The organism is Mesorhizobium sp. M2A.F.Ca.ET.046.03.2.1 (genome assembly GCF_003952425.1).
Lineage (GTDB): Bacteria > Pseudomonadota > Alphaproteobacteria > Rhizobiales > Rhizobiaceae > Mesorhizobium.
The window spans coordinates 7,183,387-7,195,594 of sequence record NZ_CP034449.1; the positions used below are offsets into that span (position 1 = coordinate 7,183,387).

Sequence of the window (12,208 nt, forward strand, 5' to 3'; positions counted from 1 at the left end):
GCAGGCCTGCCTTCCCGAACTCACCATGGAACTTCAGCGCCGGCCGGGAGTTGCCATAGGCGGAAACTCTGGCGATGACAAAAGCGTCGCTCCACCTGCTGAAGGGCATAGGTTATCTGATCTCGACGGTCAGCGTGATATTGCTCGCCATCGTGAGCTGGTCGAGCGCATCGCAAAGCCCGCTGCTGGTTGCCTGCCTGCTCGGCGGCGCCGCGACATCGATCGCCGGCATGTGCTGCCGCTGGCTGTCCTACCAGATCGAGAAGCGCTTGAACGACCGGTAAGGGATACGCCTTTTTCCAGGGCGGGGCCGCATTTGCTGGACACTCGGTTTTATCGCGGGCGGTTCGGCCTGTTGGCGCCGGTTTGCGACATCAGCGCGGTGATCAGGCAGGCGATGACAATCCATACGGCGACTTCGATGCCCGAGGCGCCGCGCGCCGGCGGCGGGGCGGTGGCGGCTGCCGGCGGATCGGCGGCCACCGCTGGCGCGAGGTCCGGCCGGCTGCCGCGGCGCAGCGAATAGGCGCGGGTGATTTCGGCGCCGAAGAGGAAGATCTGCGCCGAATAGTAGACCCAGACCAGCACCACCATCAGGGCTCCGGCCGCGCCATAGGAGGTGGCGATGGCGCTGGTGCCGATGTACCAGCCGATGAGCGACTTGCCGATGGTGAAGAGCAGCGCAGTGACCAGCGCGCCGACGCCGACATCGCGCCAGGTGAGCTCCCTGTCGGGCAGGACCTTGTAGATCGCGGCGAAGAGGAACGCGATCAGCGCGAAGGAAACGATCGTGTTGATGGCGCTGACGATCAGTTCTCCGAAAGGCAGGCTCCGGTTGATGATCTCGCCCAGCGCCGCGATCGCCGTGCTGGCCGCGAGCGAGACCAGGAGCAGGAAGCCGAGCGCAGCCACGAGGCCGAGGCTCGCCGCCCTGGCCCTTACAAGGCGCGACAGCGACGCCCCGTTGGGCCTCACCTTCCAGATTTCGTTGAGCGACTGCTGCATCTCGCCGAAGACGCCCGACGCCGTGACCAAAAGCGTCACCACTCCGATCAGCGTGGCAAGCGCGCTCGACCAGCCATGCGAAGCGGTCTCCAGCGTGGCCTTCAGGAGGTCGGCGCTCTGTGGCCCCATCACGCCCGATATCTCGGCCGTCAGCGCCAGCTGGGCGGCATCGTTGCCGATGACGAAACCGGCGATCGCGACGACGATCAACAGGATCGGCGCTAGCGACGTGGTGGCGTAGAAAGCCATCGCCGCGCCATGGCTCAGCGCATTGTCATTAATGTAGCCGCTGACGCTTTCCTTCAGTATGATCCAGCCTTCGTCGACCCAGCGCGGCATCGCCCCCTCACCTGTCTCGGACACGGACCGGGCGCGGTTCGGTGCCGGCTTTGTCGGACTGCATATTTCCTGCCATTGCTGACAAGACCTCCCTTGAGCGGGCCGGGTGGGACAAGAGCTCGACTGCCTTTTCGTTGGCCAGAGCGAGAAGCCGGAGAAACCAGCCCTGTTCTCTTTGCCACCAGGTCCGGCTGACGCGGCCCGCCAATCACAACCCGGCGCCGGCGTGATGGTTCCGGGAACACCCGAAGGCCGGAGGCCGAGGAGTACGGACCCCGGCGCCGATGCCATAAAGCCGCTTCGCGCGATCTTCGCTTTGGAGAAGCGCGGTTGTATGATCTGCGGCAGGCTTATAGGCTGTCGGGTTAACGGGTATTTCGGCAATGGATTTGGAAGACCTCTACCGGATTCTGCGGACAGGTCACGTGCAGGCCCAAGGCATTGTCGACACTGTTCCCGATCCCATGCTGGTGCTGGACTCCGCCCTGACAGTCCAGAGCGCCAACCGCGCCTTCTTCAGAACATTCGGGGTCGAGCGTTACGACACGATCGGACAGCACCTGTACGACCTCGGCAACGGTCAATGGGATATCCCCGAGCTGCGTCATCTCCTTGCAGAGGTGATCCCGAAAAGCTCGGCGGTGATCGATTACAAGGTGACGCATGAGTTCCCGCATATCGGGAGAAAAGTCATGCTTCTTACAGCGCGCACCGTGTTCAATCCGGACAATGTCAGCCACCTCATGTTGCTGTCGATCGTCGACATTACGGACAGAAGCCGGAAAGAAGCGGAGTTCGAAGCGGTCTTTGGAGAATTGCGCCACCGGCTCAAGAACCTGCTCGGGCTCGTGCGGGCGCTGGCCAACCAAACGAAGACGGAAGGCGTTTCGGCAGAGGAATATCGTAGCGCGTTCCTCGGCCGGCTGCAGGCCGTTGTGGATGCAAATGACCTGGCATTCAGCGATCATGGTGAAGATGGTCTCGAAGCCTTGGTGGCGCGCGCGACGAAACCCTTCAAGACCGCTCCGGAGACGATCATCATCGAGCCCGGCCCGTCAGTGACGTTGGCTTCGAAGGAGATAACGTCGCTAAGCCTTCTGCTGCACGAACTGGCAACCAACGCCGTCAAGTACGGCGTTGTCAGCTCGGGCTGGGACGGTTCGAATTCGATGGGAGGTCGAGCAGGGCGATCATCCATTGCTGCGCCTGTCCTGGCGCGAGAGCGGGGGCCCGCCTGTACGCAAGCCCACCTCGACAGGGTACGGAACCCAGCTCATTCAATTCGCAATCGCCTACAATCTCGGTGGCAAGGTGGAACAGAATTATCGAACCGAAGGTTTCGAAGCAGAGATAGTCGTCCCACTCGAAAGGGCCGCTCGCCCAGATTGATGGCCGGTGCAAAAGACCATCCTGATCGTCGAAGATGAATTCATTCGCGATGGATCTTAAAGTCATGCTCGAGCGCCTGGGATGGCGGGTCCTGGGACCGGTCGCCAGAGTCGCGCACGCGCTCCGCCTGCTGGAAGACGAACTGCCGACGGTGGCCTTGCTCGACGTGAATTTAGGCGACCATCTCGTCACGCCGGTAGCCGAGGCCTTGCGCGGCCGCGGTGTGCCATTCGCGGTGGCGAGCGCTTATGACAAGCCGGAACTCTTCGGCGGGGCCGTCCTGGTGGGGGTACCCAATGTAGGCAAACCGACATCGGAGTGGAGCCTCCTGGAGGTTCTGCCGAAGCTCTCGCCGCCCTGATCCCGCGCCCCTCTACTTCTCGCGTCGAAGCCTAGGCAAAGCAACGGCGTTCGACTAGCCTCGAAGCGGGATCAGAGCCGCGTGGGGCATGCGATGAAGGTCAATGTCGTCTACGCGCATCCGGCGCAGGACAGCTACGTGGCCTCGCTTCACAGGCGTGTCTTGGGGGTCCTCAAGGCCAGGGGCGACGAGGTCGTCGACTTCGATCTTTATGCCATGAAATTCGATCCCGTGATGCAGGTCGAGGAATTGAAGGGGCACGCCGGTCCATCGCCAGCACCTGCGGAGCTGCGGGTCTATATCGACACGTTGCAGTGGGCCGAGGCGTGCGTGTTCTGCTTCCCGACCTGGTGGTCGGGCATGCCTGCTGTGCTCAAGGGATATTTCGACCGCGTGTGGCGGCCGGGGGTCGCGTTCGACCTGCCGACGGATGGCGGCACGATCAAGCCGGCGCTTTTGAATATTCGCCGTATGGGCGTCGTCACCACCTTCGGCTCGCCCTGGTGGTACACCAGGCTCTACATGCAGGACCCGGGCAGGAAGGTGCTTTTGCGCGGCTTGAAATCCATGTGCGGACGCACGGAGAAGCACCTCTATCTGGCGAAATACTCGGTGGAAAGCATCTCCAACGAGGAACGGGAAAAGTTCGCCCGCAAGGTGGAGCAGCGCTTCGAGCGTTTTTGATCGGCCCCGCAGACTGCGGACCACCTTCGTTCTGAGTCTGTGAACACTCCGCTGCTTTGTTGGCGAACTATGGATGGTGCGCGTCGATCATTGCGGCCGTGTCTTCGAGGCAACCGATGGGATCGGCCATGTTGCGGTCCATTGCGCGAAAACGATCTCGACGGTTAACAAAAGTGGATGCGCGGCCGGTGCCACATGAGCACCATGTCGGCGTTCGCCCCTGGCGGGGCCGAGCTCAAGCCACCTTCTCCCGCTGGCTCATGCCAGCGGGCTTTTTTGCGTCGCGCTTCTCCGGGCTTTTTGCCCATACCAAACCGTTTCGAGCTCGGCCTAACGAAACCTCTCCTGGCTTTGCGCTTTACTTGTAGAGCGATGGAGAGTGCGCATGCAGAAGGACGGGCACGACGAAAAGGTCGATAGCCGACTGCTGGCCGGGAAGCTGGCCAAGGAAGTGGGTATAACCGAGGCGCAAGCGAGGGAGCTAATCCATATGATCGGCTTTGACTGGACGTCCCTCGTTCGCGAAGCCCGCTTTTTGAAAGACAGGCATTGACCGGGAGCCGACCGCTTATGCGAGCCGCCTGATGCGGCCGCTTGCCAGGCGAAACACTCCGTCGGTGCCTCCCTGCCGCTCGAAGTCGGTCTGGATTTCGTCCCACGTGCCAAGATAGGCCCCGCACTCGGCGCAATGGATCGGCGTTGAGGATTGGGCGTTCCTGGGGATGTTCAACCGGATCGTTCCGCAGTGCGGGCATTCCAGACGGTGATCGAGATACTCACCCTTCGCGGCATAATGGCCGCCTCCTCCGTCGCTCATCGAAGCTCCACTTCCCTTGATAGGTTGGGCGAAAGCGTGATGGGCTCTTCCGGCGCGCGCTTGCCTTTGCTCTGTGCGGCGACTGCTCGAACTTAAACCTTCGGCGGGGTGACGCCCTAACATATGATTGGCCGAGCGATCACGGTTGGTCGCCGGCAATGTTTGCCGGACCTGTCCTGCCCAGGCCGGTTCCGACCGGGAATGTCTGTCAATCCCGCAGCTTCCTCGCTGACGCCCGAGCGTCTTGCGGTCGTTGCCCGTGCTCGCTGATCAGCTCTGTGAACCTGCTCAGGAGTGGATCCGATGCTGCTTCGCGCAGTAGCGTACCTCATGCTCCTCGCCCGCCGACACGCGGTCGCGGTATCGAAAGTCGCGTTTGGTCCTGTCGTCCGTCATGGCCGTTCCTCCTGGTCAGAGTGAACAGCGACATAGCCGGAATATTCCAAGGGGCTTTTTCAGCAGAAACCAATGCACCCCTCACCGCCCGCCGGTCGGGCGCAATCGGCGATTTGCAACAGCAGGCATTGCATCTATATTTAGCTGACTAAGTGATTCATGGCGCGGTGAGCCGATGGCCAAGAAGAAAAACAGACCGACCTCTTCCGGCGTTGCGGAGGCCTCGCGCGCCGAGATACACGAAGCCACCTATTTTGCCCGCAAATGCGGCCTCACCCGCGACGAGGCCCTGCAGATGATCCGCGAGGCGCACGCATCGCCGGTCCTCAAGCCGGCCGAAAGCGAGAAGCGCAAGCACTGATCCCTATCGAAGGAGGCGCGCGCCTCGTCACTGCCCCGTCTGCGGCGGCACCTCGCCCGGCTTGATCACCGGCATTTCGCTGCCGGTCGGCGGCGGGGTCGTCGCGTTCTTGTCGCCGGTCGGCGGCGGCTTCAGCACGCCGCCGCAATTGCCGAGCTGTTTCGACAGCTCATCCGTATCGGCCTCTTGCGTCTGTTTCTGCTGCTGGCCGTTGGCGTCCGGCTTGGCCTGGCAGTTCTGCGTCTGCTGATCCTTCGGTTGAGCGGCGGTCTGGGCCGCCGCCGGCAGCGCCGGCATCAGCGCGAAGGCCGCGATGAGAAGCGCTTTCTTCATGGGATCCTCCTGGTGGTCAGTAGCCCCCGATGATCGGCAGGATCTCGCCGGTGATGTAGCTGGAGCATTGCGGCGAGGCCAGGAACACATAGGCCGGCGCGATCTCCTCCGGCTGAGCGGGCCGCTTCATCGGCGTCTTGGCGCCGAACTGCGAAACATCCTCCGCCTGCTTTTCCGACGGGTTGAGCGGCGTCCAGACCGGACCGGGCGCGACCGCGTTGACCCGTATGCCCTTGGCGATCAGGTTGCCGGAGAGCGCGCGCGTGAAGGCGTGGATACCGCCCTTGGTCATCGAGTAATCGACCAATTCCTTCGAGCCTTCGATACCGGTGACGGAACCGGTGTTGATGATCGCCGAGCCCGGTTTCATCTGCGGCACGGCCTCCTGCGCCATGTGGAAATAACCGTAGAGATTGGTCTTCAGCGTGGTGTCGAAATGCTTTTCGGTGAGATCGGCGAAGTCGGCCGAATGAACCTGGAAGGCCGCGTTGTTGACGAGCACGTCGAGCTTGCCGAAGGCCTTGACCGTCTCGGCCACCGCCTTGCGGCAGAAGGCGCGTTTGGCGACGTCGCCGCGCAGGGTGATGCAACGCCTGCCCTCGGCCTCGACCGCCTGCTTCGTCGCCTTGGCATCGCGGTCCTCGCTGAGATAGACGATGGCGACATCGGCGCCTTCGCGCGCGAACAGCACGGCCACCGCGCGGCCGATGCCGGAGTCGCCGCCAGTGATGAGCGCGACCTTGTCCTTGAGCTTGCCGGATCCTTGCCAGAACGGCGCCTCATAGAGCGGCGCCGGCTCGATCGCCCATTCCTCGCCGGGCTTGGGATGATGCTGCTTCGGGAAAGGCGGCACGGGGTAGCGGCGCGCGCCGGCCTGCATGGCGCCCGAGGCTTTCGGCTTCGGCTTGCTGCGATCGGTGGCATCGACCTGACGCTGGATGCTGCGCTGCCTGCGCGCGGCCTTGGCGGTGTCAGGTTTCTCCCCGGTGACTGATTTCTCCCTGGCGACTGATTTCTCCCCGGTGATTGGTTTTTGGGCTGCGTCTGATTTCGTTCGGCTGCTGGTCGGCATGATGGTCTCCTTTCAGGGGACAACGCATGTCGTCGCAAAAGGTTGGCCGCGGTTCGTCTCCCCCGCCGGGATGCCGCGGATACATCAAAGTTAAATGCGGCTGGCCGGTCCGGGGTGATAACCCTTCGTCAATGGGGGGACTCTCGAGGAGGAGTCCCATGGACGTTCGAACCTTCATCGGCAGCCTGTCGGCCGCTTTGCGGCGCCGGCGCGGCGCCATGCCGCTACCACCCGCGAGGGTGATCCGCGCTTCGCTCGCCGATGTGCCGCTGAGGCCGCGCCCGCGGCCGCCGCACCGGCCGGCGCCGCCGATCCGGCCCGCCAGCAACATGTAACCTCGAGCTTGTCGCGCCGACTTGCCGGCCGGATGCAACCGACCGGCGACATCCTCGTTTAGGCCCATCCCCAATCTTGTGGTGCACCATGAAATCCTTGCCTATAAACAGCCCTCTTCTCATCCTCGCTGCCGCAGTGGTCGCTCTGGCGCCCATTGCCGGCCTTGCCTTGCGCACGCGCGAATGGCTCGGATGGTGAGGACCCGATGAGCCGTTTCCTCCCCCTCACCATCCGCTTCGTCAGCGGCGGCACGATGGTGGTCACCACGGTGGCCGAGGCCAAGAAGGCGCTCGCCGGGACCTGGAAGAACAAGGAAGCGCCGGACTATCTCAAGGCGGCGCGGCTGGTGGACGATGCGATCGCGGGCACCTGCCGGCCGGCCGTCGCCTTTGCCGCCTTCAAGAAGGCCGCCGCGCAGCAGGGGCTGCTGAAGGAGGCCGCGCCGAGCGCCGCGCTCACCATGCTGGACGAGTTGTGGTCGCGCTCCAAGGTCCCGCCAAGCTAAAGCATGTCTCTCGAAAGTGGGAACCGGTTTCGGGATAAAGACATGCGTAAAATCAAAAACCTAAAGCGCATGGAGCGAATCTGAAAGATCGCGACGCGCTTTAGAAGGCCGCTCCATCCCGGCCGCCCCTATCTCGGCTCGCGCGACATGCTGAGATAGGTCGGATCGAATTCGGCGATCGTGACCAGCCGCTCCCAGTCGAGGATCGTGATCATATGGTTGGTCCAGCTGATGACGTTCATGCGTCGCAGGGTTCCGATCACCCTGTTCATATGGACGACGGACAAGCCCAGCACGTCGGCGAGCTGGGCCTGCGACAGCGGCAGGTGGAAGCTCATGTCACGCGTCTTCTTCACCACCTGCAGCCTGACGAACAGCTCGCATATGAGATGCGCGAGATGGGACAGCTTGGAGCGGCGCCCCATGGCCACGATCCATTCGCGATGGATGGCGCCATCGACAAGCGTGTCCAGCCAGAGCAATCGGGTGAGATGCGGCGCCTGCTCGGTGATCGTCTTGAGCTTGCTGTGCTCGGCCGCCGCCACATGACAGGGCGACAGCGCGACGATGCCGTGATCCATCGTCTTGAGCAGGAAGGCATGCAGGTCGACGAAATCGCCCGCGACCTGCAGCGAGGTGAACTGGCGGCCGCCGTCCTCCAGAACCTTGTAGCGGGCAGCCAGCCCGTCGATGATCAGGGTGCTGTAGGTCGGCCTGCTTCCTTCGACAACGATATCCTCTCCCGCGCCGAAATATTTCTCGATCGACAAGGTCGATGTGAGCAACGCTTTCTCTTCGTCCGAGAGAGCGTCATGCTGGCCGAGATTGAGATAGAGTGATTCCAGCATCCGGCTGCCTCCGTTCGCCACCCCTAACGCCGCAGGCCGACGCTGGTTGCGAGCGGTGCCGCGCCGAAAGCCGGCGCATAGCCAATTCTCCCTCTGGATCAGACGTTTGGAACCATGATCGCGCCCGCGAATTGACCGTCGGATTGGGACCGACGTACCGATGCAACGCTTCTATTTCGACCTTTACAACACCGAGCACAGCCAGGAAGATACGGAGGGACAGCTCTTCGCCAGCCGCGAGCGCGCCGGCATGGAGGCGCTGCGCATCCTGCATGACGTCGCCCGCGACGAGATGCCGGGCGGCAGGCATTTGACCATCACGGTTAAGGTGCTCGACGAAAAGCGTGACCAGATCTTCGAAGCGTCGCTGACGCTGGATTCGGCCTGGACGTGAGATCGGCCGGTCCAGATACCGGAGGCAAGCATGTTCGACGATTTCGACAGCCGTGAGATCGACACGGGTGAAGCCAGGATCTTCGCTCGCCGCGCCGGCACCGGCCCCGGCCTGCTTCTGCTGCACGGCTTTCCGCAGACGCATGCGATGTGGCGCGAGGTCGCCCCAATCCTGGCGCGGGATTTCACGGTCGTCTGCGCCGATTTGCGCGGCTATGGGCAAAGCTCCTGCCCGCCATCGGCCGCCGATCATGCGCCCTATGCCAAGCGCGCCATGGCCGCCGACATGGTCGCGCTGATGGAGAAATTGGGTTTCCGGCGCTTCATGGTTGCCGGTCACGATCGCGGCGGGCGTGTCGCCTACCGGCTGGCGCTCGATCATCCGGATCGCGTCGAAAAGCTCGCTGTGCTCGACATCATTCCCACCGCCGATGCCTGGGACCGCGCCGACGCAAGACTGGCCCTCGGCTACTGGCCGTGGTCGTTGCTGGCGCAACCCGAGCCGCTGCCGGAGACGATGCTCGCGGCCGCCGCCGATGCCATCGTCGACAATGCGCTTTCCGGCTGGGGATCGTCGTCCGACGCGTTCCCGCCCGGGGTGCGGCAACTCTATGTCGACGCGCTGCGCGACCCGGCGCACATCCATGCCATTTGCGAAGAATATCGCGCGGCGGCATCCCTCGACCGCGAGCACGACCATGCCGACCGGAAGACCGGCCGGCGGATCGCCTGCCCGCTGATGGCCCTATGGAGCGAGCATGGCGCGCTGGCCGAATGGTACGTCGAGCAAGGCGGCCCTGAAGCGCTGTGGCGAAACTGGGCCGACGACGTCAGCGGCGGCGCCTTGCCCGGCGGTCATTTCTTTCCGGAGGAGTCGCCGATCGAAACGGCAGCCACGCTCGACGCATTCTTCTCCGGAAGATAGCCCTGCGGGCGTTGCGCGGGCCCGCCAGGCGCCCGACGGGACGGTTCACGCAAGCATCAGGTAAAGCAACGGCGCCGCCGCAAGGCCGATCGCCATTGCGATAAGCGCGGCATGGCCCAGACGCTCCGCGCGCCTGGCGATGTCGGCTATCTCAGCCTCATCATTGATGTCGTCGAGGAATGAAAGATCGAAAGGCGCGGCAGGTTGATTGTCGTTGGCAGGCAGGGTTTCGGCATCCTGCCGGGCGGGCTTTGTAGAGATATAGGTCAAAACGGCGTCTCGCTCCGGGCCCGGCTACGCGGCCTTCTTGTTCGTGGATATTGGTGCCCGCCGACTTGCGCGGGGGGCGATCGGCGGGAACCAGTACGGCCGGCGATGAAGGGGTTTTCTCGTCGGCCGCTCACCAATTCGCAGAAAGCCCATTGGTTGCACAAGCCAGTCCAATGCGCTTGCCGGGTCGGACTTCAGTCGGGCGGAGTCACGAAATATTTCGGGCGGAACATCGGTTGCCCGCGCTTGTTCCCCCTACTCAAGGATGTCGAACGCGTCCTTGATTCAACCCTGAAGAACAATCCGAACCAACGGAGAATTGGATATGCCCAATCAAGGCGGAACCCACGAACAGCACGTCAAGGCCGGCCAGCAGAGCCACAAGAACCGCGACGATCAGCGTCGCGGCGGCGGACAGCAGCAGGCCGAGGACCGCAATATGGGTCAGCGGAGCGCGGGCCAGCACAGGGGCGGCAGCGGCAACTTCGCTGAAGACCGTCAGCGCGCCTCGGAAGCAGGCCGCAAGGGCGGCCAGCGCTGAATTCAAGATGGCGTCCGCGGACGCGGGCGCCATCTCATTTGCCCGGCGCGATCGACCCGGGATGGAACATCTTCCCCGTCCTCCAGTTGACCTTAGGAGCGGCCGCCGTAGCAGGCTGCCGTCGCCGCAGGATGTTCAACGGAGGCACCAATGTCCTTGCATTCCCTTCACCCCGAACGCGTCGATGAGACCCGCATGCAGGCCTATTCGACCTTCGGTCCCCTGCTGATCCATGCCTTGGCGCAAAAACTTGCGCGCTGCCAGGGCGTGCGTGAATTGGACAAGATCGAACAGTCGCTGGTGCGCCTGGTCGAGGAGACAGACGTCGCCGCTCCGGATGCCGAGGCCATGAAGGAGTTCGCGGTCGAGCTCGTCGTGTCGACGCTGCGCAACGCGCGTGAGCATCCCGACGCCAAGCAGGAACTGGAACCAATCGACGAGCGCCGCACGGAAGGCCGCTCGGAGGATCCGGACACACTGGAAGAGCAGTTGCAGTCTGGCCTCGAGGACAGCTTTCCGGCCAGCGATCCGCCGGCCGTGGTTTCCACCGCGATCACCGGCGGCTCCAAGGACATCGTCGGGACCGACGAAGTGCTGCGCCGCAAGAAGGAAGCACGCCGCAAGCAGTCGGAGGCGGCGGACTGACACGGCGCCGAAGCGAAGGAGACGCGCAATGACGCAGGCAAACGACAACATGCCGCACCGGCCGGGCGGCGCGAACGCGCCACGCGGCGGCACGCTGCCGACCAAGGGCGGCGACGATCCCGACGTGCGGTTCCTGGCCGAGAACACCGACCTTTCGCCGAAGCAGGCGCGCGAGTTGATCCGCGAGCACGGACACGACCGCGCCAAACTGCTGGAGATCGCACGAACCATGAAGGCGGAAGGCTGAACGCCCTCCGGAAAGCGAGGCAAGGATGAGCAATTCACCGAAGAAGGGACCAGCCGGCACGACCGATCAATGGCCGCGCTGGGAAGGCCCGAAGGCCAACAGGCCGCGCGGCTACCTGCCGCCGAAGGACGATCCCGACGAGAACCGCGACGCCGCCGGCGAGAACAACAAGGACCCGGAACGCTCCGACCTTGGCGACGTCGCCAAGAAGAAGGGCGATTGAAGGGCCTGGCTTTCACTCAGCGCAACGCTTTCACTCAGCGCAACAAGGAGAAGAAAAATGCCACGTGGCGACAAATCGAAATACACCGACAAGCAGGAACGCAAGGCCGACCATATCGCCGAAGGCTACGAGAAGCGCGGCGTCTCGGAGAAGGAAGCGGAGCGGCGCGCCTGGGCGACCGTCAACAAGGACGATGGCGGCGGCAAGAAGGAAGGCGGATCGGGACGCGGCAAGCACACCGGCCATCCGGCCGCGCATAAGGGCGGCAAGATGGGCGGCAAGGCCTCTGGCGAGCGTTCCGCGGCGGACAGATCGGCTTCGGCGAAGAAGGCTGCCGCGACGCGCAAGCGCACTGCGGAGCACCACGCGCATCATTGAGCGGCCTCCTCCTTCTCCCCTTGTGGGCAGGGCTGTCCGGGGAAAGGTTCGGGTGAATCGAAATGCCGCATGTGCATGCCCCGTAAGACGGGGATTTTCCGTCTACCTTCTGGTTGTCGAGACTCAGAAAGGGAACGGGG

General features: G+C 63.6%; 20 protein-coding genes and 1 pseudogene. 15 read left to right on the forward strand and 6 right to left on the reverse strand.

Annotation, left to right across the window (positions count from 1 at the left end; genetic code table 11):
• Nucleotides 1-74: 74 nt before the first annotated feature.
• Nucleotides 75-284: a hypothetical protein gene (locus EJ072_RS34640; protein ID WP_126083257.1), complete on the forward strand. Its 210-nt coding sequence runs from the start codon at nucleotides 75-77 to the stop codon at nucleotides 282-284.
• 49 nt (nucleotides 285-333) lie between these two features.
• Here EJ072_RS34640 and EJ072_RS34645 read toward each other — a convergent pair whose 3' ends face one another.
• A complete protein-coding gene (locus EJ072_RS34645) occupies nucleotides 334-1,344 on the reverse strand; it encodes a YihY/virulence factor BrkB family protein (RefSeq protein ID WP_126083258.1) in 1,011 nt (336 codons plus the stop codon).
• Nucleotides 1,345-1,727: 383 nt separating this feature from the next.
• On the opposite strand from EJ072_RS34645, the gene EJ072_RS34650 reads away from it, so the two are divergent.
• The 4 genes from EJ072_RS34650 (at nucleotide 1,728) to EJ072_RS36280 (ending at nucleotide 4,331) form a co-directional block, all read left to right on the forward strand.
• Nucleotides 1,728-2,771 (forward strand): HWE histidine kinase domain-containing protein, encoded by a 1,044-nt coding sequence (locus EJ072_RS34650; RefSeq protein ID WP_348526170.1) that lies wholly within the window; start codon nucleotides 1,728-1,730, stop codon nucleotides 2,769-2,771.
• An 11-nt stretch (nucleotides 2,772-2,782) separates the two neighbouring features.
• The gene (locus tag EJ072_RS34655) at nucleotides 2,783-3,094 is read left to right on the forward strand and encodes a response regulator (protein WP_189343167.1); all 312 of its coding nucleotides are present in this window, start codon (nucleotides 2,783-2,785) and stop codon (nucleotides 3,092-3,094) included.
• A gap of 93 nt (nucleotides 3,095-3,187) precedes the next feature.
• A complete protein-coding gene (locus EJ072_RS34660; RefSeq protein ID WP_126083259.1) occupies nucleotides 3,188-3,778 on the forward strand; it encodes an NAD(P)H-dependent oxidoreductase in 591 nt (196 codons plus the stop codon).
• A 385-nt stretch (nucleotides 3,779-4,163) separates the two neighbouring features.
• Nucleotides 4,164-4,331, forward strand: coding sequence for a hypothetical protein (locus tag EJ072_RS36280; protein ID WP_189342077.1), 168 nt, complete (start codon nucleotides 4,164-4,166; stop codon nucleotides 4,329-4,331).
• Nucleotides 4,332-4,346: 15 nt separating this feature from the next.
• Here EJ072_RS36280 and EJ072_RS34665 read toward each other — a convergent pair whose 3' ends face one another.
• A complete protein-coding gene (locus EJ072_RS34665) occupies nucleotides 4,347-4,595 on the reverse strand; it encodes a hypothetical protein (RefSeq protein WP_126083260.1) in 249 nt (82 codons plus the stop codon).
• A 571-nt stretch (nucleotides 4,596-5,166) separates the two neighbouring features.
• Between EJ072_RS34665 and EJ072_RS34670 the strand changes: the two genes are divergently transcribed.
• Nucleotides 5,167-5,352: a hypothetical protein gene (locus EJ072_RS34670; protein ID WP_042640038.1), complete on the forward strand. Its 186-nt coding sequence runs from the start codon at nucleotides 5,167-5,169 to the stop codon at nucleotides 5,350-5,352.
• 27 nt (nucleotides 5,353-5,379) lie between these two features.
• Here EJ072_RS34670 and EJ072_RS34675 read toward each other — a convergent pair whose 3' ends face one another.
• Complete coding sequence (locus tag EJ072_RS34675; protein ID WP_126083261.1) at nucleotides 5,380-5,685, reverse strand: hypothetical protein; 306 nt, start codon at nucleotides 5,683-5,685, stop codon at nucleotides 5,380-5,382.
• A gap of 16 nt (nucleotides 5,686-5,701) precedes the next feature.
• Nucleotides 5,702-6,757 carry an SDR family oxidoreductase gene (locus tag EJ072_RS34680; protein WP_126083262.1) on the reverse strand — a complete coding sequence of 352 codons (1,056 nt, stop codon included), beginning with the start codon at nucleotides 6,755-6,757 and terminating at the stop codon, nucleotides 5,702-5,704.
• Nucleotides 6,758-6,915: 158 nt separating this feature from the next.
• Here EJ072_RS34680 and EJ072_RS36285 point away from each other — a divergent pair, with 158 nt between their 5' ends.
• Complete coding sequence (locus EJ072_RS36285) at nucleotides 6,916-7,092, forward strand: hypothetical protein (RefSeq protein ID WP_189343168.1); 177 nt, start codon at nucleotides 6,916-6,918, stop codon at nucleotides 7,090-7,092.
• Nucleotides 7,093-7,298: 206 nt separating this feature from the next.
• Nucleotides 7,299-7,598, forward strand: coding sequence for a DUF982 domain-containing protein (locus EJ072_RS34685; protein WP_042642795.1), 300 nt, complete (start codon nucleotides 7,299-7,301; stop codon nucleotides 7,596-7,598).
• Nucleotides 7,599-7,726: 128 nt separating this feature from the next.
• Here the strand turns inward: EJ072_RS34685 and EJ072_RS34690 are convergent, their stop codons facing one another.
• A complete protein-coding gene (locus tag EJ072_RS34690; protein ID WP_126083263.1) occupies nucleotides 7,727-8,446 on the reverse strand; it encodes a Crp/Fnr family transcriptional regulator in 720 nt (239 codons plus the stop codon).
• Nucleotides 8,447-8,606: 160 nt separating this feature from the next.
• Between EJ072_RS34690 and EJ072_RS34695 the strand changes: the two genes are divergently transcribed.
• On the forward strand, nucleotides 8,607-8,840 hold the full coding sequence (locus tag EJ072_RS34695) for a hypothetical protein (protein WP_126083264.1): 234 nt from the start codon (nucleotides 8,607-8,609) through the stop codon (nucleotides 8,838-8,840).
• Between the two features lie 30 nt (nucleotides 8,841-8,870).
• A complete protein-coding gene (locus tag EJ072_RS34700; RefSeq protein ID WP_126083265.1) occupies nucleotides 8,871-9,764 on the forward strand; it encodes an alpha/beta hydrolase in 894 nt (297 codons plus the stop codon).
• 45 nt (nucleotides 9,765-9,809) lie between these two features.
• Here the strand turns inward: EJ072_RS34700 and EJ072_RS34705 are convergent, their stop codons facing one another.
• On the reverse strand, nucleotides 9,810-10,034 hold the full coding sequence (locus EJ072_RS34705; protein WP_126083266.1) for a hypothetical protein: 225 nt from the start codon (nucleotides 10,032-10,034) through the stop codon (nucleotides 9,810-9,812).
• Nucleotides 10,035-10,473: 439 nt separating this feature from the next.
• Between EJ072_RS34705 and EJ072_RS36290 the strand changes: the two are divergent.
• From EJ072_RS36290 to EJ072_RS34730, 5 genes and pseudogenes are all read left to right on the forward strand, one after another.
• Nucleotides 10,474-10,569, forward strand: a pseudogene (locus EJ072_RS36290) (KGG domain-containing protein); the annotation flags it as partial.
• Between the two features lie 156 nt (nucleotides 10,570-10,725).
• A complete protein-coding gene (locus EJ072_RS34715) occupies nucleotides 10,726-11,220 on the forward strand; it encodes a hypothetical protein (RefSeq protein ID WP_126083267.1) in 495 nt (164 codons plus the stop codon).
• Nucleotides 11,221-11,248: 28 nt separating this feature from the next.
• A complete protein-coding gene (locus EJ072_RS34720) occupies nucleotides 11,249-11,467 on the forward strand; it encodes a hypothetical protein (RefSeq protein WP_126083268.1) in 219 nt (72 codons plus the stop codon).
• Between the two features lie 25 nt (nucleotides 11,468-11,492).
• Nucleotides 11,493-11,690, forward strand: coding sequence for a hypothetical protein (locus EJ072_RS34725; protein ID WP_126083269.1), 198 nt, complete (start codon nucleotides 11,493-11,495; stop codon nucleotides 11,688-11,690).
• A gap of 57 nt (nucleotides 11,691-11,747) precedes the next feature.
• The gene (locus tag EJ072_RS34730) at nucleotides 11,748-12,068 is read left to right on the forward strand and encodes a plasmid stabilization protein (protein WP_126083270.1); all 321 of its coding nucleotides are present in this window, start codon (nucleotides 11,748-11,750) and stop codon (nucleotides 12,066-12,068) included.
• The last annotated feature ends 140 nt before the right edge of the window (nucleotides 12,069-12,208 follow it).

What these genes read in the sequence shown, in the direction of transcription:
- EJ072_RS34640 (WP_126083257.1), top strand. Translation starts at nt 75, where the DNA reads ATGACAAAAGCGTCGCTCCACCTGCTGAAGGGCATAGGTTATCTGATC.
- EJ072_RS34645 (WP_126083258.1), bottom strand. Translation starts at nt 1,344, where the DNA reads ATGCCGCGCTGGGTCGACGAAGGCTGGATCATACTGAAGGAAAGCGTC.
- EJ072_RS34650 (WP_348526170.1), top strand. Translation starts at nt 1,728, where the DNA reads ATGGATTTGGAAGACCTCTACCGGATTCTGCGGACAGGTCACGTGCAG.
- EJ072_RS34655 (WP_189343167.1), top strand. Translation starts at nt 2,783, where the DNA reads ATGGATCTTAAAGTCATGCTCGAGCGCCTGGGATGGCGGGTCCTGGGA.
- EJ072_RS34660 (WP_126083259.1), top strand. Translation starts at nt 3,188, where the DNA reads ATGAAGGTCAATGTCGTCTACGCGCATCCGGCGCAGGACAGCTACGTG.
- EJ072_RS36280 (WP_189342077.1), top strand. Translation starts at nt 4,164, where the DNA reads ATGCAGAAGGACGGGCACGACGAAAAGGTCGATAGCCGACTGCTGGCC.
- EJ072_RS34665 (WP_126083260.1), bottom strand. Translation starts at nt 4,595, where the DNA reads ATGAGCGACGGAGGAGGCGGCCATTATGCCGCGAAGGGTGAGTATCTC.
- EJ072_RS34670 (WP_042640038.1), top strand. Translation starts at nt 5,167, where the DNA reads ATGGCCAAGAAGAAAAACAGACCGACCTCTTCCGGCGTTGCGGAGGCC.
- EJ072_RS34675 (WP_126083261.1), bottom strand. Translation starts at nt 5,685, where the DNA reads ATGAAGAAAGCGCTTCTCATCGCGGCCTTCGCGCTGATGCCGGCGCTG.
- EJ072_RS34680 (WP_126083262.1), bottom strand. Translation starts at nt 6,757, where the DNA reads ATGCCGACCAGCAGCCGAACGAAATCAGACGCAGCCCAAAAACCAATC.
- EJ072_RS36285 (WP_189343168.1), top strand. Translation starts at nt 6,916, where the DNA reads ATGGACGTTCGAACCTTCATCGGCAGCCTGTCGGCCGCTTTGCGGCGC.
- EJ072_RS34685 (WP_042642795.1), top strand. Translation starts at nt 7,299, where the DNA reads ATGAGCCGTTTCCTCCCCCTCACCATCCGCTTCGTCAGCGGCGGCACG.
- EJ072_RS34690 (WP_126083263.1), bottom strand. Translation starts at nt 8,446, where the DNA reads ATGCTGGAATCACTCTATCTCAATCTCGGCCAGCATGACGCTCTCTCG.
- EJ072_RS34695 (WP_126083264.1), top strand. Translation starts at nt 8,607, where the DNA reads ATGCAACGCTTCTATTTCGACCTTTACAACACCGAGCACAGCCAGGAA.
- EJ072_RS34700 (WP_126083265.1), top strand. Translation starts at nt 8,871, where the DNA reads ATGTTCGACGATTTCGACAGCCGTGAGATCGACACGGGTGAAGCCAGG.
- EJ072_RS34715 (WP_126083267.1), top strand. Translation starts at nt 10,726, where the DNA reads ATGTCCTTGCATTCCCTTCACCCCGAACGCGTCGATGAGACCCGCATG.
- EJ072_RS34720 (WP_126083268.1), top strand. Translation starts at nt 11,249, where the DNA reads ATGACGCAGGCAAACGACAACATGCCGCACCGGCCGGGCGGCGCGAAC.
- EJ072_RS34725 (WP_126083269.1), top strand. Translation starts at nt 11,493, where the DNA reads ATGAGCAATTCACCGAAGAAGGGACCAGCCGGCACGACCGATCAATGG.
- EJ072_RS34730 (WP_126083270.1), top strand. Translation starts at nt 11,748, where the DNA reads ATGCCACGTGGCGACAAATCGAAATACACCGACAAGCAGGAACGCAAG.